Origin of the sequence: Pseudoalteromonas sp. 2CM41L (assembly GCF_023161905.1) — a bacterium.
Classification (GTDB): domain Bacteria; phylum Pseudomonadota; class Gammaproteobacteria; order Enterobacterales; family Alteromonadaceae; genus Pseudoalteromonas; species Pseudoalteromonas atlantica.
The window spans coordinates 72,274-93,682 of sequence record NZ_JALNTN010000018.1; the positions used below are offsets into that span (position 1 = coordinate 72,274).

At 39.7% G+C, this 21,409-nt stretch carries 22 protein-coding genes and 2 tRNA genes; 12 read left to right on the plus strand and 12 right to left on the minus strand.

Going from position 1 to position 21,409, the window contains the following annotated elements:
- Positions 1-10 precede the first annotated feature (10 nt).
- Positions 11-883, minus strand: a complete 873-nt coding sequence (locus MTF64_RS17260) for a YegS/Rv2252/BmrU family lipid kinase (RefSeq protein ID WP_248452118.1) — start codon at positions 881-883, stop codon at positions 11-13.
- 327 nt (positions 884-1,210) lie between these two features.
- On the opposite strand from MTF64_RS17260, the gene MTF64_RS17265 reads away from it, so the two are divergent.
- From MTF64_RS17265 to MTF64_RS17290, 6 genes are all read left to right on the plus strand, one after another.
- Positions 1,211-1,351 (plus strand): hypothetical protein, encoded by a 141-nt coding sequence (locus tag MTF64_RS17265; protein ID WP_004589025.1) that lies wholly within the window; start codon positions 1,211-1,213, stop codon positions 1,349-1,351.
- Positions 1,352-1,571: 220 nt separating this feature from the next.
- Positions 1,572-1,662, plus strand: a tRNA-Ser gene (locus MTF64_RS17270).
- 53 nt (positions 1,663-1,715) lie between these two features.
- A tRNA-Ser gene (locus tag MTF64_RS17275) sits at positions 1,716-1,808 on the plus strand.
- Positions 1,809-2,269: 461 nt separating this feature from the next.
- Positions 2,270-2,758, plus strand: coding sequence for an RNA-binding protein (locus tag MTF64_RS17280; RefSeq protein ID WP_248452120.1), 489 nt, complete (start codon positions 2,270-2,272; stop codon positions 2,756-2,758).
- Between the two features lie 132 nt (positions 2,759-2,890).
- On the plus strand, positions 2,891-5,611 hold the full coding sequence (locus tag MTF64_RS17285; protein ID WP_248452122.1) for an ATP-binding protein: 2,721 nt from the start codon (positions 2,891-2,893) through the stop codon (positions 5,609-5,611).
- A gap of 86 nt (positions 5,612-5,697) precedes the next feature.
- Complete coding sequence (locus tag MTF64_RS17290) at positions 5,698-6,837, plus strand: GNAT family N-acetyltransferase (protein WP_248452123.1); 1,140 nt, start codon at positions 5,698-5,700, stop codon at positions 6,835-6,837.
- Here MTF64_RS17290 and MTF64_RS17295 read toward each other — a convergent pair.
- Positions 6,814-7,404, minus strand: a complete 591-nt coding sequence (locus tag MTF64_RS17295) for a DUF938 domain-containing protein (RefSeq protein WP_248452125.1) — start codon at positions 7,402-7,404, stop codon at positions 6,814-6,816. The genes MTF64_RS17290 and MTF64_RS17295 overlap by 24 nt on opposite strands.
- Positions 7,405-7,604: 200 nt before the next feature.
- Here MTF64_RS17295 and MTF64_RS17300 point away from each other — a divergent pair, with 200 nt between their 5' ends.
- From MTF64_RS17300 to MTF64_RS17320, 5 genes are all read left to right on the plus strand, one after another.
- On the plus strand, positions 7,605-7,790 hold the full coding sequence (locus MTF64_RS17300; RefSeq protein WP_004589148.1) for a hypothetical protein: 186 nt from the start codon (positions 7,605-7,607) through the stop codon (positions 7,788-7,790).
- Between the two features lie 101 nt (positions 7,791-7,891).
- Complete coding sequence (locus MTF64_RS17305; protein ID WP_004589147.1) at positions 7,892-8,257, plus strand: hypothetical protein; 366 nt, start codon at positions 7,892-7,894, stop codon at positions 8,255-8,257.
- A 10-nt stretch (positions 8,258-8,267) separates the two neighbouring features.
- Positions 8,268-9,644 (plus strand): class II fumarate hydratase, encoded by a 1,377-nt coding sequence (locus tag MTF64_RS17310; RefSeq protein ID WP_248452126.1) that lies wholly within the window; start codon positions 8,268-8,270, stop codon positions 9,642-9,644.
- A 107-nt stretch (positions 9,645-9,751) separates the two neighbouring features.
- Positions 9,752-10,276, plus strand: coding sequence for a hypothetical protein (locus tag MTF64_RS17315; protein WP_173644040.1), 525 nt, complete (start codon positions 9,752-9,754; stop codon positions 10,274-10,276).
- Positions 10,277-10,286: 10 nt separating this feature from the next.
- Positions 10,287-10,691: a hypothetical protein gene (locus MTF64_RS17320; protein ID WP_121636775.1), complete on the plus strand. Its 405-nt coding sequence runs from the start codon at positions 10,287-10,289 to the stop codon at positions 10,689-10,691.
- Positions 10,692-10,711: 20 nt separating this feature from the next.
- Here MTF64_RS17320 and MTF64_RS17325 read toward each other — a convergent pair whose 3' ends face one another.
- The 8 genes from MTF64_RS17325 to MTF64_RS17360 form a co-directional block, all read right to left on the minus strand.
- Positions 10,712-10,897, minus strand: coding sequence for a hypothetical protein (locus MTF64_RS17325; RefSeq protein ID WP_024032117.1), 186 nt, complete (start codon positions 10,895-10,897; stop codon positions 10,712-10,714).
- A 15-nt stretch (positions 10,898-10,912) separates the two neighbouring features.
- The gene (locus MTF64_RS17330) at positions 10,913-11,233 is read right to left on the minus strand and encodes a hypothetical protein (protein WP_004589142.1); all 321 of its coding nucleotides are present in this window, start codon (positions 11,231-11,233) and stop codon (positions 10,913-10,915) included.
- Entirely contained in the window at positions 11,230-11,868 is a 639-nt protein-coding gene (locus MTF64_RS17335; RefSeq protein ID WP_024032119.1) for a DUF4178 domain-containing protein, read from the minus strand. Before MTF64_RS17335 ends, MTF64_RS17330 begins: the two co-directional genes overlap by 4 nt.
- Before the next feature lie 73 nt (positions 11,869-11,941).
- The gene (locus MTF64_RS17340; protein ID WP_029772224.1) at positions 11,942-12,634 is read right to left on the minus strand and encodes a PspA/IM30 family protein; all 693 of its coding nucleotides are present in this window, start codon (positions 12,632-12,634) and stop codon (positions 11,942-11,944) included.
- A gap of 24 nt (positions 12,635-12,658) precedes the next feature.
- A complete protein-coding gene (locus MTF64_RS17345) occupies positions 12,659-13,072 on the minus strand; it encodes a DUF2170 family protein (protein ID WP_004589139.1) in 414 nt (137 codons plus the stop codon).
- A gap of 80 nt (positions 13,073-13,152) precedes the next feature.
- Complete coding sequence (locus MTF64_RS17350) at positions 13,153-14,874, minus strand: polyamine aminopropyltransferase (RefSeq protein WP_248452129.1); 1,722 nt, start codon at positions 14,872-14,874, stop codon at positions 13,153-13,155.
- Between the two features lie 3 nt (positions 14,875-14,877).
- Positions 14,878-15,777 carry a DUF350 domain-containing protein gene (locus tag MTF64_RS17355; RefSeq protein WP_004589137.1) on the minus strand — a complete coding sequence of 300 codons (900 nt, stop codon included), beginning with the start codon at positions 15,775-15,777 and terminating at the stop codon, positions 14,878-14,880.
- A gap of 22 nt (positions 15,778-15,799) precedes the next feature.
- On the minus strand, positions 15,800-16,732 hold the full coding sequence (locus tag MTF64_RS17360) for a hypothetical protein (RefSeq protein ID WP_004589136.1): 933 nt from the start codon (positions 16,730-16,732) through the stop codon (positions 15,800-15,802).
- Between the two features lie 260 nt (positions 16,733-16,992).
- On the opposite strand from MTF64_RS17360, the gene MTF64_RS17365 reads away from it, so the two are divergent.
- Positions 16,993-19,080 (plus strand): EAL domain-containing protein, encoded by a 2,088-nt coding sequence (locus MTF64_RS17365; protein WP_248452131.1) that lies wholly within the window; start codon positions 16,993-16,995, stop codon positions 19,078-19,080.
- A gap of 25 nt (positions 19,081-19,105) precedes the next feature.
- On the opposite strand, the gene MTF64_RS17370 is transcribed toward MTF64_RS17365, so the two are convergent.
- The gene (locus MTF64_RS17370; RefSeq protein WP_338128464.1) at positions 19,106-19,546 is read right to left on the minus strand and encodes a hypothetical protein; all 441 of its coding nucleotides are present in this window, start codon (positions 19,544-19,546) and stop codon (positions 19,106-19,108) included.
- 23 nt (positions 19,547-19,569) lie between these two features.
- Positions 19,570-20,763 (minus strand): hypothetical protein, encoded by a 1,194-nt coding sequence (locus tag MTF64_RS17375; protein ID WP_248452132.1) that lies wholly within the window; start codon positions 20,761-20,763, stop codon positions 19,570-19,572.
- Positions 20,764-21,409: the final 646 nt, after the last annotated feature.

Below are 21,409 nucleotides of genomic sequence, written 5' to 3' on the forward strand. Positions count from 1 at the left end.
AGCGCCTACCCTACTGTAGGCGCTTTTTTATTGGTATATGAAAATTAATAGCCTGCTCCTGGATAGCAATAACCGCGGGCGTAACACCTACTAGCTCGCCATCGGCCTCAATTAATAAATCTCTAGTATTAATACGCGCCTGTTTGAGTTGGCTATAAGTAAGCTTTTTTAAATTATGGTGGCGCTTAAAAATTAATTTAATAAAGCTATATAAGTGATCAATAAGACTACCCGCTTGCATTTGGTAGCAATCAAGCAGTCCATCATCAATTTTAGCCCTAGGTGCTATTTTAATGCCGCCACCGAAATACTGAGAGTTCGCAAATACAGTTATTAAATTTTGATAGCTACATTGCTTATTTAAAAATACTCCATTTAGTGTGCTTGCTTTGTAAGTAAAGAGCGATTTAAAACTCGTCCACTTATAGCGCCAAGCTGACATGCTTTGTAAATGACCCAACTGCTTAATTACATGAGCATCAAAACCAACACCAGCCACATTAATAAAGTAACGAGTATTAATTTTACCTACATCAATTAAGTGTGTGGGGGCATTAAAAATAGCGTTTTGCCATTGTTTAGCTGAGCAATGAAAGCGACGCGCAAAATCATTGCCCGTACCACAAGGTAATATTGCCAAACTACATGCACTATTAATCACGCCATTAAGTGCCAAATTAAGCGTGCCATCGCCACCAATAGCCACTGCTATTTGGCTTTTTTGTGCATTCAATTTAACGTTTGCTAAGTCGTACTCAAAATTACCTGTCGTTTTAACCGTAATATAGAGAATATTTTTCTTCTGGCATGTTTTTTTAAGCCAATCGAGGTGTTCTGACACCACATTTTTTACGCTCGGTTTAACTATTATTAACAACTGCAAGTAATTTATCTCCTATTAGCCAGTACACCAGCATAAATAAGAATTAAGTTAAAATTAATTTATCTGAATAATTAATCATAAAAGTGCGTAAAAATTTACTAAAAACATTAACAAACAAAAAAAATACTTATAAAACAAATCAAAACCCAACTCCCCTGATTAAATAACTATGCAAAATGTGCACTTAGTAGTTTTAATTAAAAACAAAACAATGCAAATTCAGATAAAAATAACTAATAGCCAAGCCTTAGTTTATATTGTTGTATTTTTAAACAAAAAAGAGTCAAAATGCTCGCGATTTAAACACATACACCTTGGAGCAAAGACATGAACCCAATAAACACCCTAAACCAAAATGCAGCAGCCCACGTTGGCGTAAAACCAACTAACCGTAAAGCTAAAATGCTTGCTAAATTAAACCGTATGGGCAAAAAGTTAGCATTAAACAGCGCCGCGCAATACAAATAATCAATCTTGTTATGATTATTAAGCAGGGGCAGTAAACAACTAACCACTATTAAAAGCGCTTCTTTAGCTCCCTTAGTTTGCTGCCACCCTTTAATTTTTAGTTTAAATCCTTCTAATTTCCCTCTATTTACAAAAAAAACCGTAATTACGCCTACTTTTTAAGCAAACAGTTTATTTGCTATTTACACGACGGTATCACCTAAGTATTATTCTGCGTCACGGAGAGATGGCAGAGTGGTCGAATGCACCGGTCTTGAAAACCGGCATAGGTTTGTAGCCTATCTAGGGTTCAAATCCCTATCTCTCCACCACTATTTAATTAATGGTATGAATAAACTACCGTTAATACAATCTGTTATGCGTTGGAGAGGTGTCCGAGTGGCCGAAGGAGCTCCCCTGCTAAGGGAGTATAGAGTTTGTAGCTCTATCGAGGGTTCGAATCCCTCCTTCTCCACCATTTCTTATTAAAAACCGCTTAGTTGCGGTTTTTTTGTGCCTGAAATTTAACAGCCAATGTATCCAAGGAGGGTGAGAGTCCTCGCTAGGGTTCGATAAAATGTCTGGAACACTTTAAGCTGCCGCAGGCGTTGCAAAGCAATTAATTACATGGATGTAATTAAGCTAATCCCTCCTTCTCCACCATTTCTTATCAAAAACCGCTTAGTTGCGGTTTTTTTGTGCCTGAAATTTAACAGCCAATGTATCCAAGGAGGGTGAGAATCCTCGCTAGGGTTCGATAAAATGTCTGGAACAGTTTAAGCAGCCGCAGGCGTTGCGAAGCAATTAATTACATGGATGTAATTAAGCTAATCCCTCCTTCTCCACCATTTCTTATTAAAATAGGTAAATCAAAACACATTGAATACACTGGGTAGTTACGGCATTATTAATAACAACTCCACTAACGTAAGTTTAATTATGTTTCGTTTAATTGCACCTTTAATAGGCCTTGTGGCTTTAAGTACACACGCAGCCCAAGACATTACGGTTTATAAATGCACAATTAAAGGAGTCGCTACATTTAGCCAAACACCCTGTGCTGACAATGCAGAAGTTATTAAACTAAAACAGCCATTAGTTGCCGATAAGTACGGTAATAATGCAAACTCACCCGCAATGCCCGGTGCCTCTGTAGATAACTACATTGAGATTAAAAAAATTGAGCGTGAAATTAAACGCCACGAGCTTACTATCAAAAATTATAAAGAAGACTTAGCCGACGCCAAACAACAAGCCAGCTATGTTACTCAAGATCAAGCTAATAGAATGGGCGCCGAATCAATAGCCGATGCGATAGCCACTAAAACTACGGCGATTCAAAACCGCTATAACGCATTAATTAGCGCTGTAGAGCAACAAATCTCTATTTTACAGCAGCAAAAACAGCAGCTGAGCAAACAACCTTAACTGCTAAATAAGCAGTTTACAGGTTGCGCAAGGTACACTTTTTACAACATATATTAAAAAATACCGCAAATAACATACTGTTCGCTATACTGATATTTAAAATTAAGTACTTTTAAAAAGTCAGGGAGCTATGTGAAAAATTTTAACTCAAAATATCATTCAGTTATCTTTTACATAATTTTTTCATTAGCGTACTTTTTAATTGGTATTTCACTCACTAAACTCGCCTTTAATACTCAAATTATCCCGGTATGGTTACCTGCAGGCATTGCCTTAGTTGGATGCTATATGTGGTGGTGGCGCTTCATCCCAGCGCTTTTTATAGCAGCCTTTGCTTTTAACTTTAATATTTTTGACAGCACAGCTCACGATATGGTGTTAGTTGGCAATACCTTCAACCAAGCCATGTATATTGCTATTGGCATTGTATTGCAGGCAATGGTGGGGGCTGGTTTACTTAAATATTGGCTTGGACACCCGCTGTATTTTAAAAAACGCGCAAGTATCATTTATTTTATTTTTGTTGTGGGCATTGCGGTTAGTTTAATTTCAGCAAATTTTGGGGTGTTTGCGCTGAGCCAATTTAACTCCGCATACGATATTAAAGATCATTGGCAAAATGTGTTATTTTGGTGGCTAGGAGACTCATTAGGCGTAATTATTGCCACTCCTCTGCTATTGGTGCTTACTCAGTTTAAGGGGCAAAATAGGCCTATATCGCCGCTGCCTACGTTAGCGGTATGTAGTATTTTATTTGTATCTGTTGCAGTAACTACTCAGCTTTATAACCAAGAAAACAGACAAAATACCGTTAAAGTCGCCGAGCGAGAAGCTCACATTATTGAAAATAGCTTATATCGCTACATCAACCAAAGTTTAATAGCGGTGCAAAGCTTAGCCAGCCAAGTACAATCTAACCCAGATTTAAACCAACAAGACTTTTACGCCTACGCCAGCGAGTTACTGGCACAGCATTCGTTTATTAAAGCGCTTTCGTGGAATCAAAAAATAGCGCAAAGTGAGCGAGCTTCGTTTACCCAAGAAGTTGCCGATATATACCACCTAGACTTTGAAATTGTCGGCGAGCCCCTTGAACCAGACGATCCTATGGTCATCGTTAAATACATTGCCCCTTTTAATGGCAACCAAAAAGCGGTTGGTTTTAATGTGTACTCAAACCCAGACAGAAAAGCATCGCTAGTAGACCCTGCAATTAGGTATCAGCCTGTCAGCACTAAAATTATTCAGTTAGTGCAAACAGCTGAGCCTGAGCCCGCTTATCTGCTATTTGCCCCCGTGTACGAACAACAACAGCAAAAAGCTACTATAAAGGGGTACGCAACAGGTGTGTTTTTAGTGCGTAATATTATTGAGCAAGCGATTAACGAGCAACAATCAGAGATGTTTTCTATTGCGTTTTATGAAGATGTAAATAAGCCCGCTTTTTATAGTAACTACGGCAAAAGCTTAAATATTGCTCAGGGCAGCCGTGTTATGAAACTAAAGCTCAGCTTTGGTGGGCAAACATGGAATACACATTTAGCCTTAAAAGAGAAATACCTTGCCCCCCATAATAACCAATTAACACTGTTTTTAATGGCCTTACAATTGGTGGTATGTGCCTTAATTTTAATTGTTTTACTGCTTTTTAATCAGCAACAAATTGCCCTTACCCGAAAAGTCGCAGAGCGCACCCATTCGCTTGCGCAAGCTAAAAAGCAATCTGACTTAGCTAATCAGGCTAAAAGCCGATTTTTAGCCAATATGAGCCATGAAATACGCACACCATTAAATGCAGTTATTGGCTTTTCGTCATTAGCGCGCAAAGAAGATAACGCACACACTCTTATTGGTTACTTAGACAAAATAAACTCTTCATCTAAAAGCTTACTAAACCTGATTAACGATATACTCGATATTTCAAAAATTGAATCACATAAGCTCAAGCTAGAAAGCACAGCGTTTGACCTTCATGCAATTTTAAAGCGTATTAACACAATGTTTGAGGCCAGTGCAGCCAATAAAGGCATTGGCTGGCAGGTTAACAGTCATCTTCCAGTAGATACTTGGTATGTAGGCGACCCTTTACGCTTTGAGCAAGTAGTGCTAAACCTTTGCAGCAACGCAATAAAATTTACAGAGCAAGGCAAAGTAGAGGTAGACTTTAGCGGAGAGTTTATCAGTACTGACAAAGTTAAAATTACCGTAACCGTTACAGATACGGGTATTGGCATAAAGCCTACCCAGCAGTCCAAGCTATTTAGTGCCTTTACCCAAGCCGACGACTCAACATCAAGGCGATACGGTGGCACAGGCCTGGGCTTAACAGTCGTAAAAGAGCTCAGTAAATTAATGGGCGGTAACGTCACATTACAGAGCGAACCAAACGTTGGCTCTACGTTTAAATTTGACGTTGAGCTTCGCACCAGCCCAGTACAAGAGCAAGCCGAGCTTGTATACTCGGGTACTAAATTGGCGGCTTTAAAAGTGCTAGTAGCAGAAGATAACCCCGTAAACCAAATGGTAATTAAAGCCATGCTAGGCTCATTAGGTATTGTTGCCCATATTGTCGAAAATGGTGAAGCGGCAGTAGATATAGCAAAAGAGCAACACTTTGACTTAATTTTAATGGACTGCCAAATGCCAATAATGGATGGTTACAGAGCCACCGCCCTAATTAGGCAATTTAAAAGTGAGGTAGAGCTGCCCATTATTGCGCTGACCGCCGATGTTATGCCTGAGGATAAAGCCCATGCTCAAGCCGTTGGTTTTAATCAGCATCTTGCAAAACCGCTAGAACTGGTTAAGCTAACCGCGTGCTTAGCCCAATACGCCGAAATTGAAGAGCACTAATACAATAATGCGCTAAATAAATGCGCTTGTGTTAACTTAGTTTAAAACGCCACCACCCACTATAAAGCAGCCCAAGGTAAGCAGTAATGGCAACTTTTACCCACCAATGGTTTAGTGATATTAACCAAATAGACGTACACGAATGGACTCGATTATTCGGTAATGAACCTTTTACCCGCCATGCATTTTTATATGCATTAGAGCAAAGCCACTGTGTAAACAAAGAGACAGGCTGGCAGCCTCAGCACTTAGCGGTTTATGAAGCTGACAAATTAGTCGCACTCGCACCTGGGTATTTAAAAAGCCACTCTTACGGAGAGTATGTTTTTGATTGGGCATGGGCAGAAGCCTACGAGCAACACGGATTAGCCTATTACCCTAAATGGCTAAGCGGTGTGCCCTTTAGCCCCATTGAAGGCCAGCGTATTGCCATTGCACATACGAATACACAAAGCGTATACGAGTACATAAAAAAGCAATTAAATTTAACGAGTGTGGAGCAAGGTTGGTCTGGCTGGCATGTTAACTTTTGCCCAAAGGTTCAAGCTCAGGCCCTGTGTACTGACGATATAATGCAGCGCGTAGGCGTGCAGTTTCAATGGTTTAATAAAGGCTTTAAAACCTTTGACGATTTTTTAAATACACTCACCGCACGCAAACGAAAAACGCTAAAAAAAGAGCGAGCTAAAATAGCGCAGCAAAATATTTCCATTGAATGGCTGCAAGGCTCGCACCTAAGCCCTGAAACAATGCAGCTATTTTGTGAGTTTTATCAGCGTACTTATTTAAAACGTTCTGGGCATTTAGGGTATTTAAATATTGAGTTTTTTACTTTATTACAGGCACTAATGGGCGATCAGCTAATTGTTATGCTTGCCAAAAAAGACAACAAAATAGTGGCAGCAACGCTAAGCTTACAAGGTGAAAATACCTTGTATGGCCGCTATTGGGGCGCTAGCGAAGAAATAGACTCCCTTCATTTTGAGCTGTGTTACTACCAAGGGATTGAATTTGCGATTAAGCATAACTTACATTGCTTTCACTCAGGCGCTCAAGGTGAGCATAAAATACCTCGTGGGTTTGAGCCTGTTTTTACCTACTCTAGCCACCATATTGTTGAACCCGACTTTAGAGCAGCAATAAACGACTACCTAAAGCGAGAACGCCAACATATGACAATTTATAAAACGCAGTGCGCTGATTTACTGCCGTTTAAAAACCAATAACTGATTGTTAGCTGGCATAGCTGTATCACTTATGAGTGTAAGGCCTGCTTGTGTTGCTAATTGCTCTATGGCCTCAAAATCACGAATGCCGCTAAATGGATCACGCTGTGTTAAAAAGCGATCGAACTCTTCATTACTTGCACTTGTAAACTGCCCTTGGTATTTGAAAGGGCCATAAATACACACTACACCTTGGCTTGCTAAGTGCGTTAAAACCCCTTTAAAAAATTGCTCAACCAACTGCCAACTTACAATATGAAACGTATTTGCTGTGTAAATGGCATCTACGTTATTTACCGGCCATGCATAATTCAAATCAAGCTCAAGAGGGCCGTGTAAATTAGTTAAATTTGCCTCCTTATGCCATAAATTTATGCCCTCATGGTTTATACGGCGATCACTTGCATACCACTGTAAATGCGGTAATTGCTCAGCAAAAAACACACTATGCTGCCCCGTACCCGTGCCTATTTCGAGTACAGATTCTGTCTTATTAAAAACCGTTTTAAGCACTTCTAAAATAGGACCCTTATTGTTTTCACACGCTTGTGAGAAAGGTTTGATCATGACCTGCACCAATATTGAAATTTATTGCACAACATTAACGCAAAAAAATGGTACTGAACAATTAAAGTTTTATAGATAATTTATAAAAGTGAGTTAATTCATGGCACTAAAATAAAAATAAGACGATGGTATGTATTATGCTTTAATTAAATCAACCCTAAGTAGGGTGTATTACCAATATTAAATACGAGGATAAAATTATGCATACCCCCCCTTACACCGCTGTAGACGCTGTTGTCTCAGTGACAGAAAAAAGCACCGAAAAACCAAGTAGCACCTGTGATAGTAGAGCCACTGTAATCGACTTACTTTCTCACTGTAACCAAAATCAACAGGCGCTAAAAAAACATGAAACAGACCAAATATTCATTCTTGGCTATAATTGATACTCAATTAAACGCTGCAAATAATTTTTATAATAACTGTTTACACTGAAACCGATTAAATGTAATGATAACTATTATCGTTAACTTAAATCGGTTTTTTTATGTCTCCCTTTCAGGCATTACAGCCTTATCATCATGAACTTGCTTGTAACTGCTTACGCCCGGGCTTACATGCGCCTATGGTGGTAGCTCACTACATAGAAACCGCTTTAAACGTTGCTAAAAGCTTTGAAAAACAGCGTAACCCCTTACTACAAGAGTTATATTTATTACGCACTCACCATGAAATTATCAATAAAATGTGCGACCCTCTAATACACAATGCCATTCGTAAGCAGTGCCTTGAGCAATTATATAAACCCTTATTGGCATTAAAACGCTTTTACTATGCACATAACGATACTGAAAAATTTTTAAAACTTGAGCGCGAAGCTCGCGTACTCAGTCACGAATTTAACCCTTTTTAAGGAGCGACTTATGAGCAATTTTAGAACCGAATCCGACAGCATGGGTGAATTACAGGTCCCTAGTGATGCGCTATACCAAGCGCAAACCCAGCGTGCAGTTAACAACTTTGCTATTAGCGGCTTAACTATGCCAAAACAGTTTGTAACAGCGCTTGCATACATTAAACAAGCTGCAGCACAAAGTAACTTTGAGCTAAATCACTTAAGTAAAAGTAAAGCCAACGCAATTGAGCAAGCATGCCAACAAATTATTGATGGCGAGCATTACGAGCACTTCCCGGTTGATATTTTCCAAACTGGCTCAGGCACCAGCTCGAACATGAACGCGAATGAAGTTATCGCAACGCTTGCAACCCGCATTGGTAATGAGCCAGTTCACCCCAACGATGATGTAAATATGGGGCAAAGCTCTAACGATGTTGTGCCTACAGCCATTGCACTAAGTAGTGCTATTAACGTAGTTTATGAATTACTGCCATCTCTTGAAAAACTATCGCAGAGTTTAGAGCAAAAAAAGGCAGACGTTGGCAAAATAGTTAAAACAGGCCGTACGCATTTAATGGATGCCATGCCCGTTACATTTGAGCAAACGCTAAGCGCGTGGCAATCACAAGTAAATAATGCAGCCTCAGGCATTCGCCATAGCTTAGAGCGAGTATGTGAGCTTGCCCAAGGCGGGACAGCTGTTGGCACGGGTATTAATGCTGATGGCGAATTTGCCTCAAAGTTTGCTAAAAACTTAAGCGCTAATGTGGGTATAAGCTTTAAGCCAAGCAGTAACTTTTTTTACAATATTGGCTCGCAAGATGCCATTGTAGCGCTCTCAGGTCAGTTAAAAGTACTCGCTGTAGCGCAAATGAAAATAGCCAATGACTTACGCTGGATGAACTCAGGCCCACTTGCCGGGCTTGGCGAAATAGAGCTTGAAGCACTGCAACCAGGCTCATCGATTATGCCGGGTAAAGTAAACCCGGTGATCCCAGAAGCGGCAGCCATGGTAAGCGCTCAAGTTATAGGTAACGATGCAACCATCACCGTGGCAGGCCAAGCCGGTAATTTTGAGCTAAACGTAATGCTACCTGTTATTGCGCACAATATTTTACAAAGCATTGAGTTACTTGCTAATAGCGCCCAAGCATTGGCAGATAAAGCCATTGCGAGTTTTAAAGTAAACCAGCCCAATATTGATAAAGCACTGGCCAAAAATCCAATTTTAGTGACAGCGCTTAATCCGGTGATCGGTTACGAAAAAGCAGCCAAAATAGCCAAGCAAGCCTACAAAGAAGCCCGCCCAATTATTGATGTCGCAGAGCAAGAAACCGACCTTCCACGCAGTGAATTAGAAACACTGCTTAACCCCACTAAACTTACCCAAGGCGGTTTATAAAGGTAAATCTAAAACGGCTTTAATTACTTGATAATATAGTTTTTATTGCCGTTAAAAATGCACCGTGTATGATAGTGATGAATAATTCATCACTATCAAGGTTTGTTATGCGTACTCCACTGTTAGCCCTACTTTTACCACTTTGTTTAACTGCATGCCTCGAAACAACATCGCAAGATGCACCAACTAACTCGGTGAACGAGCTTAAAGAAGTACCGCATAAAGAAGTACCTCAACAAGCCAGCAGTGAAAACAAGCACAAAACCCCTACTGATGCATCACAACCCATAAAAACCGCTTTAAAAGAAGTATCACTTAACGACATTAAAACCGCAAAAAGCGAGCTTAATACGTTAATTGCCAATACACAGTGCGATACCTCTGCACAATGTAAGGTTATGCCTGTAGGAAGCAAAGCTTGCGGCGGACCAAGTGATTATGTTGTTTACTCAACAAAATCAGCTAAAGAGGGGCAAGTCAGTTCGCTTGCAAAGCAAATAACAACGCTTGAAAAAGCCTACAACACACAAAATGAAATGATGAGCACGTGCCAGCATTTAACTTCGCCAAGCACGCAGTGTGTTGAAAATAAATGTGTTAAACTTGAAGGTTCAGCGGTAAGTGTATTTTAAGGACAAGGTTATGAGTTGTTTACCATCAGCAATTAAATTATCAATTGTGAGTGTTGCCACCAGCGCTATGCTATTACTTAGCGGCTGTGCAAGCACATCATCAAGTACTGAGCAAAATCAGAATTTGTCTGACTTGAACTACGATCTTAATAACATTGTTAGTGATAATAGTTGCACCGCAAGCTTTCAATGTAAGGTACTCGAAGTAGGTGCACGAGCATGTGGTGGGCCAAGTAAGTATGTTGTGTATTCAACGCTTAATACCTCTCAAGAGCACGCCGAAGAAGTTGCCCAAAAAATTACACAACAACAAAAAACGCAAAACAAAGCGCAAGGTTTAACCGATTGCTCACCGGTACTTGAGGTACAAACCCTGTGTATTAATCAGCAATGCCAGGCATTTGATATAAAATAGCGCAAACGCCAATTTCAGCGTTAACCTATAAAAGGTATTAACGCTGAAATAACCACCACCAGCACCACACTAATTCCTGCTTTAACAATGTATTTCATTGGCATTTCTTTTTTTACCCAGTACGCATAAATAAATCGCACAAAGTAACTTGCAGCTGTGCCAAATAAAGCAAAAATAATTAAGTAAGCAATTAAAATAATATTCATATAAATCTAAATTAACTACTTAGTGTTTTTAGTATGAGCAATTAATAACTCTGCTACTTGTTGCTTTACGGCTCGCTTATCATCACTTTGGACATTAAACCGCGTTGCTAGTTGGGCTATTTCATCATCGTTTAAATTAAACGATAGGCGCTGACGTGTTTTTTTAGACTTTACATCTAAGCCTAAAATTTTACGGATCATATCTGAGGGCGTAAGCTCTTGGTCAATGGCCTGCTTTTTTATCGACTTTTGTACTTCGCTGCTTAAATCAAATGCCATTTGTGTGGCACGCACGGCTTGCTCTTGACGTAACCACTTATCTTTAGCATCACTCACTTCGCATCTCCTGGAAACAAGTCGACTATATCGGTAATTGGGCGTGTTAGTGTTAGTGACACTTCGGTCTCACCGCCATCCCATATTTCAATATTTAAGCCATGCCCTTCGTCTGGCGATGCTAAGCAAATCATTTCACAAGGTTCGCCACCCTCTTGCTCATAGCGCGGTAATGACTGGCCACGAAAATCTTTGTTATGGAAATAGCACACATAAGGCGATTCACTTTGCTGATAGCTTTTAGCTAAAAACTGCATAAACTGCTCTGGCGTATTTTGCACCTGTATATGGGTTAACGACTCTTCATCAAAAATACGTGCAAATTCGTCTAGCCCAAATATTTGCTCTACGTCGTCACGCTGAATTTTGATTGAAAAATTAGCCCACTGCTCGCCATCATCTTGCTCAATTTGTAAAAATACCACCTGTCCGCTGTTCGTCTCAAGCACAAACTCAGTATCACTACTGTGTTGATATTGATAGGTTTGAATATCAATAACACGCAGCGTTTGCCCTTTTAACCACGACGGATACGCAAATGAATCGATAACGCTAAACATGTCACCTTTTTTAAGCTCACTTGCATGGTTAAGCTGACGTTCTGGCTCTTTTTTAGATTTGAAAAAATTAAACATAATGAGGCATCCCTTAAGCAAAAAAGGTAACTAAGCCACGCTTAATTACCTTTTATTATAAATGTACGAACTATTAGCCGTTTTGCTTGGCTTTAATGCGCGCTAAAATATCAGCACTTTTTGGGCTTGTATCGCCAATACCGGCTTCAGCCATTTTTGCTTTTAAATCGTCGCCATTTGTATCTGACTCAAGTTGCTTAGCAGCGCCTAACTGATCGCTACGATCTTGCTGGCGCTGTTTAATACGCTCAAGCGACTGACGAGCCGATGTCATAGACGAGCTATTAGTATTAAGCGTGCTGTTAACCGCCATAGTAGCTTGCTGTACGCTTTCTGTGGTTTTAACCATAGTAAGCTGACGCTGGTTTTCTTTAATCGACTTTTCAGCGTCTTTAACTTGTTGTTTAAGCGCTACAATGTGGTTGCTAAAACCTGCTAATACTTGCTCGTTTTCCGCTTTTTCAGCTTCAAAGTCGCCAATTTTTTCGGCAATTTCTAATGCTAAGGCTTCGTTGCCTTTTTCAAGTGCTTGGCCTGCATATGCTTCGTGCTCAGCAATTGATGCATCAACTGCGCTAATTTTACGCTTAGTTTGCATTTCTTTAGCCATTACTTCTGTAAGGCTCTTTTTAGCACGATTAAGTGCATTTTGCGCATCTGCTATTTCTTGTTCAAAAATACGAATGCCGTTTGCATCTACAATTGCTTCGCCCGCTTCACGCGCGCCGCCACGTACTGCTGTAAATAATTTTTTTAATATACTCATAATCTTAACTCCACTAACTAGTTACTAATCGTTTAAATACAAGGTCACGGCTTCTAGTGCGTCAATAGCGTTGTCAGCTAGTGTCACTAGTTCGTGGGTAATATCATCTAATGATGAATTTACCGACAGTGCACCAAAAATCGCGTATTTGTTATCGATTTTAGCAAATGCACTCAGTGGAATTGGCACGTTTAAACGTAGTAGTGTTTCGTTTAACTCATTGCGTAATTCACTTTTTACTTCATCTTCGCCAAACAAGTAGCTAATACATAACAACTGCTCTTGTGTTTGCGTAACAAAAATTGGAAGCTCATCGTTTCCATCAACTATGACTTGTAAAACATCTTGCTCACCAGGGTTGGCAATCAAGAAAGACTCAAAGTTAGCGCCTTCTGTTTCAAAAGAAGCTAATTTTATTGAAAGTTCATTTAATTCCATGTCTCTGCCTTTTTGCTGTTTGACATATTATGTCTGAGTTAAGATTCGCATGGTCGACATATTATGTCAACCATGTTTTATTAATTTTTATACAATTCGCTTTCTATCTGCCACGCATTACGGTAGTAATCATATAGCTGACCCGAACCTAACCTATTGACCTCAATACTTTTAACTTGTTCAAAATACTGGTTAGGAAATACAAAGCTGGCTAATAAATATTCTTTACTTACCCACCTTGATGGCACCGGCATAGTGCTTATATTTTTAATTCGCCCACTGGCTGGCTGACCCATTTTAGTGGCTATTGTCCACCCCCATTGCCCAAACGAAGGAATATTTTGCTGGTACTGCTCAACATAATCAAAACCCGCCGCTTTTACCGTTTTAGCAATACTTAAAAATGCTTTTTTGGCATGATAAGGCGAGGTAGACTGCACAGCCATTGCGCCATCGGGAGCTAACAATTGACGTACATGGTTATAAAAATAGTCGCTGTACATTTTGTTTAAATCGGGGTGATTAGGGTCCGGCAAGTCAATTAATATAGTGTCAAATTGCTTACCTTGATCAAGAAGCCTTTCAACCTCTAAAAACGCATCTCCCACAATAATATTGGCGCGCGGGTCTAACATCGATTGTTTATTTAGCGCTAATAACCGCTTACTTATAGACTCAGGCGCTGTAAAATCACCGTCTTTATGGCCAAATAAATTAAGCAGCTGTGCATCTAAATCAATTAACGTTACGTCGTTCACTGGCCACTTTAAAACATCTCTAAGGGCAAGCCCGTCGCCACCACCAATAATTAATACGCTATCGTGCCGGTTTGATGCGAGCATTGCCGGATACACCAGCATTGAGTGATATATTTGCTCATCAATACTCGAGAACTGTAAACGCCCATTTAAATACAAGTCGGTGATAGGCGCTGGCTGGTTTTTACTTAAGCGCTCGGTTAATACTACATGCTGGTATTTAGTTGCTTGTGAGTAAATAACTTTATCTTTATAAAGTACATTACTTAAGCTGTTCATCCAGCTACTTCCCATCACTAAAATAAACCCAAACAGTGCCAGTAACACTATATGGCAGATCAGAAGTGCCTTAGCAAAGCGCACATGAGCATGGTAGCGCCATAAAAAGGCGAGCCCTGCCAGTATATTAAAAAGAGCTGTCCACGCTGCAGCTTGCATTATAGGCATCGCCAGCATAATGCTTACCCAAATAGCCGCACCAATACCCGCGCCAATATAATCGGCACCATAAATAGTGCCTGCATTGTTTTCTAAAAAACGCCCGTACACATGTTGGCGAATACGTGCAATAAGCGGTATTTCCATACCAATAAATAAACCCAGTACTAAACCAAACACATAAGGTAAAAAGCGTGACCACTCTTGCAGCTTTTGAAATACATAGCCATTGAGCACAACATCTGGCGGTAAATTAAAAATACTAGAAAACAAATGAGGAAGTGAATAACTTACAGCAATTACACCGGCTATTGCCAAAATACAGCCCATGCCAACCAGGGCAATAATACTTTCAAGCCAAGCAAAGGCGGTAAAGGCATCTTTAAACCAACGGGCTAAAAATGCGCCTAAGCCCATGGCAACTATCATTGTGCCAATCATGGCATAGATAGCACTCTCTACAGAGCCCAGTACCCGCCCTGCGTAATGCGAAAGTAAGTATTCATAAATAAGGCCGCACCCAGCGAGTACGGCCATAACAGTTATTAGTAAAATATCGTGCCCAAGTAAACGTGATTTACTTGGGCTAGTTGTAGTTGATGACACTGATTATGCGCCTAGTAAGGTTGCCATAGTAATACCGACAGCAAACGACACTGCAGCAGAAATAGCACCTACACCTACATTTTTCTGACGGTTAACTTCATCTGAAATATCACAACCTGATAAAATTATTTTGATGGTGATTAAATGCAAAATGATGAATGCCACTAAACTTACAATCGCGCTAATAGCCCAATAAAGCAGGCTAGCATTAATGTTATCGGCCGCATACGGCGCAATACCTGATGCCGCTGTAATAGCTAAGGCACTTCCGACTAAAAAGCCTGCGTAGCGTATACCTACAGCTAAATTGCCATCAATAATGGCTTGTTGTAAACAATCACCGCTTTTATTGGTACGCTTAAATAATTGTACGCGGTATTGGCTTACAAGCAGTAGTGCAACACTGCCAATAATAAAGGCAGCAATAACGATAGGCAGCCCGTGCCAACCCTCTGTTGCTACCCATAAAAGTGCAGAGCGAATCACAATCGCCACACTCACTACATGACCAAAGTCGATAATAGAGGCTGTTACATTACCTTTTACAATTTCGTCGTGCAGGCTGACTTTGCGAAGCGCGACCTTATCTTGAAAAAAGTGGCCTAATTTAATCAGTACAATGGCTAATACACCATAGCCTAGCATTTGCAGGGCTTCTTGTTGTAACGACGCAGCAAAGGCGCCACTACTCACACCCGTTAATACAATGGCAAGTGCAACTAAGCCTGCCGCAAAGCTAATACCAAAAGCAAAGTTATCGCGTTCTGTTATTTCGTCATTTGCATGAAGGTTTGAAACCCAGCCTTTAATGTATTTCAGGCTTACAAATAACAACACGATAATTGCAAAATCAATCGCCAAAGCTTGTAGCGACCACGTAGTTATTCCATTAAATTCGTACATATTTCTAACTCCAACTTATTCTTTACTTACCACGGCTCACGCCACGAGAGGTTCTGCTACCGCTATTGCGTACCGATCCAGAGCTGTTGCTATAACTACTCGAACGCGAGTAACTACTGCGGCTTTTAGGCGGTGTATAACTACTGCGGCTTAAACCCGAGGCACCCGTTTTTTTGCTCGCATAAGGGCTAGTAAACTGTTTGCCTTGGCGTTGGTACGATTGACGCGTACGCGTTTCTAAAGCACTTTGCGTTTTAATTTGTTTAGGGCTTGAGTAACGATAGCGGCCGTAATCGTTGTAATAGCTATATTTACGGCGGCTGCTCCAACGTCCGTATTCAACACGGTCAAATACATCGCCTAAAATACGGTACATGCCATACCACTGCCAAAAGCTAATACCATTACTATTAGTTTGCCAGTTACCGTAATTAGGGTTGCCCACCAATTGGTTACCTTCGCCTGCGCCCTCTGCCTCTTTACTAATAGCACCAACGCGCGCAAGGCTGCCCTTAGACATATCGGCTAGCATATTAATCGGGTCCGTTAACGCATCAGAAAACAGCGTAGGCTTAGCCGCCTCACGTAGTAAATCAATACTGTGTAGCGTATCTTCGTAAGGAGGGATTAAATAAGTGCCTTTAATATCTTTAAGTCGTTGTGTTAAACCACTGTAAAGGGCACCCTGCCTTGTAGCATCAAGGGTAATTACATCAACAACCTGACTCAGTTCTGGCTGTTGCTGTTTAAGGAGTTTGCCATATTCTTTAAGCAATACAGCATTACGTATAGTCCCATTATCAAGCGCGGTACCAAGCTGTGCAAGCTCAACATCTGCCTTTTTAATAGACTCTTGAATTGTTTGTTGTAGTTGCTCTTCTTTAGATTGACAACCCATAAGCACTGCAAACAAACAAAACAGGCTCATAAGTTTCCAAGCTTTTATATTCGACATTCATGTCACCTGATTTAATAAATAACCGCATTAGTCTTACACAGGTCACTTATTAAGCCAAGAATGAAATTGCAACAAAGTAAGTCTGCCTAAAATAAAATAACCAGCTATAGTTACTCTATGAATTTAAACACATTCTTTTACTTACAAATTTAGTAAGTAACATCAGCGCTACGCGTAAGCCTTCTATTAATAAATAACAACAATAAGTAATAACTCTTTTAGTGAAAGAGCATGACAGTAAGAAGGGATTTGGCTAAATGTTTCATAGTATTCGTAACAAATTTATTATTATTACGACTTGTTTAATTGTACTAAGCGCTAGCTTTGTTTTTTATTTAGCTATTAATGAGCACGAGGATTTATACCGCCAATCAGTTGAAGAAAACCTCGATGCTATGTCATCAAATATTTCAGATAATTTGTTACGTGTTATGTCGCAAGAGATAGATTTATTTTCTATTACAACTGAGCTTTTGGGGTTAGATAGGTACGAGCACATAAAGTTTGTAAATGTATTTGATAGTAATTGGCAGCTAATACAGTCCTACGTGCACCCTAATTACTTAAAGTTCGAGGATTTTTCTCCACAGCTAAAGGGCATCAAACCACAAAGTTTGCCCCGTACCGTCAGTGTTACTAATCAAGGCTTAGTTGCCTTAAAAACAATTGGTGAGGAGCAGTTCCCTGTAGGCTACTTATTAATTGTTCAGGATTTTAATAAGCCCCTCAATGAAAGCAAAGCGAGCTTATTTTATAGTGCAGCCCCTATCGTTATTTTTAGTATCGTGATCACCATCATCATCTCTTTTTGGATATACCAACATTTATTAAGCCCGCTATTAAAACTTTCTAAATTTACACAAAAAGTAGAAAAAACAACTAACTATCAACTCCAATACCAGGGCTCAGGCAACGACGAAGTATCGCAACTTGGCAAAGATATTAATAACTTACTTAACACTATTAATGCCCAAGTGCTCACTAATCAAAAAAACACCGCACAACTACTAAAGCAAAAGCAATCAATGGAGCACTTAGCTAACTTCGATATATTAACTGGCTTACCTAATCGCATGTTTATTATGGGCTTACTAAAAGAAGAATTAACACGCTGTAAAAGTAATCATCAAGATATAGCAATTATGTTTTTTGACGTAGATAGCTTTAAAGGTGTTAACGATACACTTGGCCATGAAACGGGTGACCTACTTTTAAAGGCGGTCGCTAGTAATATTAAAAAGCACTTACGCGAAAACGATGTTATTGCACGCTTAGGGGGTGATGAGTTTTTAATAATGCTGCGTAATATAAATAATTACACCGACGTTATTAATATTGCGGAGCAAATTATCAGCTCAATGCAAACGCCTTTTACTATTAACCAGTGGGATATACCTACTGGGGTAAGTATTGGTATTGCCCACGCTAAAGAGGCCGAGTTTGAAATTAATACATTGATTAGTAATGCAGACATCGCAATGTATGCCTCAAAAGAAAAAGGTAAAGGGTCGTACACCGTTTTCCATAGAAAAATGTTAGAAAACAGCAAGCGAATGGCTCAAGTGGCTAATTTAATTAGTCATGCAATTGCGCAAAATGAGTTTGAAGTTGTGTATCAGTTAAAAATAGCTGCCAATGGTGAGGCTAATGGCCTTGAAGCCCTTATTAGGTGGCAAAGTGAAGAGCTTGGCTTTATTTCACCAGGCGAATTTATACCCATTGCAGAGCAAGCAGGTAAAATAAAAGCAATCACGCAGTGGGTTGTCTCCAGGGTATTTCAAGATTTACCCACACTAAAGCAAACTATAGGTAACCATGTACTCGTTTCTTTAAACCTATCAAGCCATGATCTTAAAGATAATCACTTTATTGATGTTGTAAAAAATAAACTGGTTAAATACAACGTCGACATTGCAAATATCCAGTTTGAAATAACCGAATCAAGCTATCTCGATAATTTTGAAAACTCCAATGAATTCTTTAACCAAATAAAACAAATGGGCGGGTCTATAGCCCTTGATGATTTTGGAACGGGTTATTCATCGCTAAGCTACCTTACAAAAATAGATATTGATACCATCAAAATTGACCGTATGTTCGTTAATCAATTTGACAGCTCAGAAAAGGATGCGGCGGTATTAAAGGCCATACTCGATTTAAGTAAACGCTTAGGTTTAAAAGTATGTAGTGAGGGTATAGAAACAGCCAGCCAGGCTAACTACCTAATTAAAAATGGCAGTGATGAAATGCAAGGGTATTATTTTGCAAAGCCTGTAGGCATATCACACATTCCAGCAGCTAAAGCCCAAGCAAAAGAGGCATTTAAAGCGCTAATTTTAAAATAAGTCAGCGCTACTAGTTAACCATAAATTAAGGCGTTAGCGTTACAACAGTTAGCTCGTCCGGAATTTTTGTATCAGCAGGTAAATAAGCAACTGCATTTTCTTCTTTCAATAAATACGCAATAATTTCTTTAGTCGAGCTAAATTCTACGGGTGGCTTGCTACGCCCTGTAAATCTCATTTGAGCCCAATAAGCCTGAATTCTCGATTCGGTTAAGCCAACCAATTTCGTATTAAAGTCGATTCGTAACGGGTTTCCGGCGGGTAAGTTTACTGCTTTAAATTGACGACTCATCGCGCCGCCCATATAAATATGGCGAATTTGCTGCTTACTCAAAGCTAAGTTTTTATTGGCTGTATTAACAACAATGATCACTTTACTTGTGTGGCTATTATCCGCGTAGGCTTGTACGCTAATAAACAATAATGACCAAGTAAAAATACACAGCAGTATTATATGTCTAATCACGTAAGTTAACTTAGAGTACATCATCAAAATACCCAATCTAAGCCAATAAGGTAAAGATTCGTTTTTCTATTAAAGCTAACATCCTCAGGGATAACAAAAAAAGAATTACTAACCTCATCGCCCTCTAAAGCAGATACTTCCGCCTTTAATGCCAGATTAGGTAGCACATCCCATCGTATACCGAGTGTCCATGTTTTTAGTGAGTCGGGCGCCGACTCTGCAAACACGCTGTTATAAGCCTGTGCCAGCTGATCAAGCTCTACATTAGCACCAGTAGGGATTTCATTCTGATTGGCATTAATTTCTACATCGCTGTCTGCAAAGGTTAAATGATAAGTAAAAGGTGCATCGTTATAGCCTACGGTTAAGTAATAGCTTTGTATAATCGGAATTATATCTAACTGTGTTTTAATCTTTACCCACTCACCTCTAAAAAAATAATCTAAATTATCATAAATAACACCAAACTGATCTGCATGTGCACTGCCCTGCGTTGTCAGCGATGCTGCACTTTGGCTAAAATTAAAATTCTCTAAAATATCTTGTAGTTGGTTAATCGATTTAAGATCTAACGCTATGTTACCGTTATACCTTGAAGCCCTAAATTCTATATTTTCAATATTCAACTTCCCTATCACACCCACTAAATTATCCACCTCAAAACCTGTTTTAAAAGGGCCTATGCCAATACTCCCCGACTCTTCGCCATAGTACCCTTCAATACTGATATCAAAGTCATCTGAGCCAAATTTGTAAATAGCATCAATACCATTAAATGTTTTAAATAAGTACGTGTCGTATACTTGTTGTGGCGGATTGATCCATGGGTATGCAAACCCTACATCAGAGAAGTCGCTCATTGTAAAAAATGGGGTTCGCAGCTTACCGATTTTTATCTGTAGGTTTGTTGTGGGCGTATAAGTTAAATACAGCCATTCAAGTCCACTCTCACCAGATACCGTTGTGCCATCAGATCTAAATAACCCTTGTGCTGTCACTGACCAGTTTGTATTAAACTGATACTCAGCTTGAAGACCTATTAAACTTGATGGTGAAAAGTTAAGACTGTCGTCGTAGCCTCTATATTCGACATCTTTTTCATCTAAATAACCACCAATAACACGCGCGTAGCCTGAAAAATCAAACTCACCCGATTTAGCTGGTAAATGGTGTAGGCTGACGATTAAAACGAATATCTTAAATATTTTATTTCGCATATACACTCAGCAACCTAGATAAAAAGCGCTGAATATTAAAAAGTAACGACATTTTATAATTCTGCAGAATAATTATTATGAGGTATAACTATAGTCAAAGTTAAAGAGTGTGGATCAAAATAGTCTGAACTATAAGCTATTATTTTTATACATCTTAATAGATTAGTTAAGTTAAGAGACTTGCTTGTACTGTAATACCAATTCGCTTAATTATGTGATCTATTTTGAGTTCTGTGGTGTGTGTTTCATCCGCGGGTTTCGTGATACTCAACCCACGCTACGGTGGTGGTAGAGACTGTGCGAATAATCTCTGGAATGTATTTTCACTTTTCTGCAGACGTAAAAAAGCCCGGCTCTTTCGAGTCGGGCTTTCTTGTATTTGAAGCCTGGCGATGTCGTGGTGCCTACAGCGGTAGAGAGTCACATAGCAAATGCGACATTATCATTGCGTCGGGAGTCGCTACGCTCGCCCGACCTACGTGATAAGTTTAGATGTGAGTATTAATTGCAGCATGAGTACTTGGCTATTTATTAAATCCCAGACAACAAAAAACCCGTCACATCGCTGTAACGGGTTTCTCTTATTTGGAGCCTGGCAATGTCCTACTTTCACATAGCAAATGCTACACTATCATCGGCGCTGTTT

What these genes read in the sequence shown, in the direction of transcription:
- MTF64_RS17265 (WP_004589025.1), top strand. Translation starts at nt 1,211, where the DNA reads ATGAACCCAATAAACACCCTAAACCAAAATGCAGCAGCCCACGTTGGC.
- MTF64_RS17280 (WP_248452120.1), top strand. Translation starts at nt 2,270, where the DNA reads ATGTTTCGTTTAATTGCACCTTTAATAGGCCTTGTGGCTTTAAGTACA.
- MTF64_RS17290 (WP_248452123.1), top strand. Translation starts at nt 5,698, where the DNA reads ATGGCAACTTTTACCCACCAATGGTTTAGTGATATTAACCAAATAGAC.
- MTF64_RS17295 (WP_248452125.1), bottom strand. Translation starts at nt 7,404, where the DNA reads ATGATCAAACCTTTCTCACAAGCGTGTGAAAACAATAAGGGTCCTATT.
- MTF64_RS17300 (WP_004589148.1), top strand. Translation starts at nt 7,605, where the DNA reads ATGCATACCCCCCCTTACACCGCTGTAGACGCTGTTGTCTCAGTGACA.
- MTF64_RS17305 (WP_004589147.1), top strand. Translation starts at nt 7,892, where the DNA reads ATGTCTCCCTTTCAGGCATTACAGCCTTATCATCATGAACTTGCTTGT.
- MTF64_RS17310 (WP_248452126.1), top strand. Translation starts at nt 8,268, where the DNA reads ATGAGCAATTTTAGAACCGAATCCGACAGCATGGGTGAATTACAGGTC.
- MTF64_RS17315 (WP_173644040.1), top strand. Translation starts at nt 9,752, where the DNA reads ATGCGTACTCCACTGTTAGCCCTACTTTTACCACTTTGTTTAACTGCA.
- MTF64_RS17320 (WP_121636775.1), top strand. Translation starts at nt 10,287, where the DNA reads ATGAGTTGTTTACCATCAGCAATTAAATTATCAATTGTGAGTGTTGCC.
- MTF64_RS17325 (WP_024032117.1), bottom strand. Translation starts at nt 10,897, where the DNA reads ATGAATATTATTTTAATTGCTTACTTAATTATTTTTGCTTTATTTGGC.
- MTF64_RS17335 (WP_024032119.1), bottom strand. Translation starts at nt 11,868, where the DNA reads ATGTTTAATTTTTTCAAATCTAAAAAAGAGCCAGAACGTCAGCTTAAC.
- MTF64_RS17340 (WP_029772224.1), bottom strand. Translation starts at nt 12,634, where the DNA reads ATGAGTATATTAAAAAAATTATTTACAGCAGTACGTGGCGGCGCGCGT.
- MTF64_RS17345 (WP_004589139.1), bottom strand. Translation starts at nt 13,072, where the DNA reads ATGGAATTAAATGAACTTTCAATAAAATTAGCTTCTTTTGAAACAGAA.
- MTF64_RS17355 (WP_004589137.1), bottom strand. Translation starts at nt 15,777, where the DNA reads ATGTACGAATTTAATGGAATAACTACGTGGTCGCTACAAGCTTTGGCG.
- MTF64_RS17360 (WP_004589136.1), bottom strand. Translation starts at nt 16,732, where the DNA reads ATGTCGAATATAAAAGCTTGGAAACTTATGAGCCTGTTTTGTTTGTTT.
- MTF64_RS17365 (WP_248452131.1), top strand. Translation starts at nt 16,993, where the DNA reads ATGTTTCATAGTATTCGTAACAAATTTATTATTATTACGACTTGTTTA.
- MTF64_RS17375 (WP_248452132.1), bottom strand. Translation starts at nt 20,763, where the DNA reads ATGCGAAATAAAATATTTAAGATATTCGTTTTAATCGTCAGCCTACAC.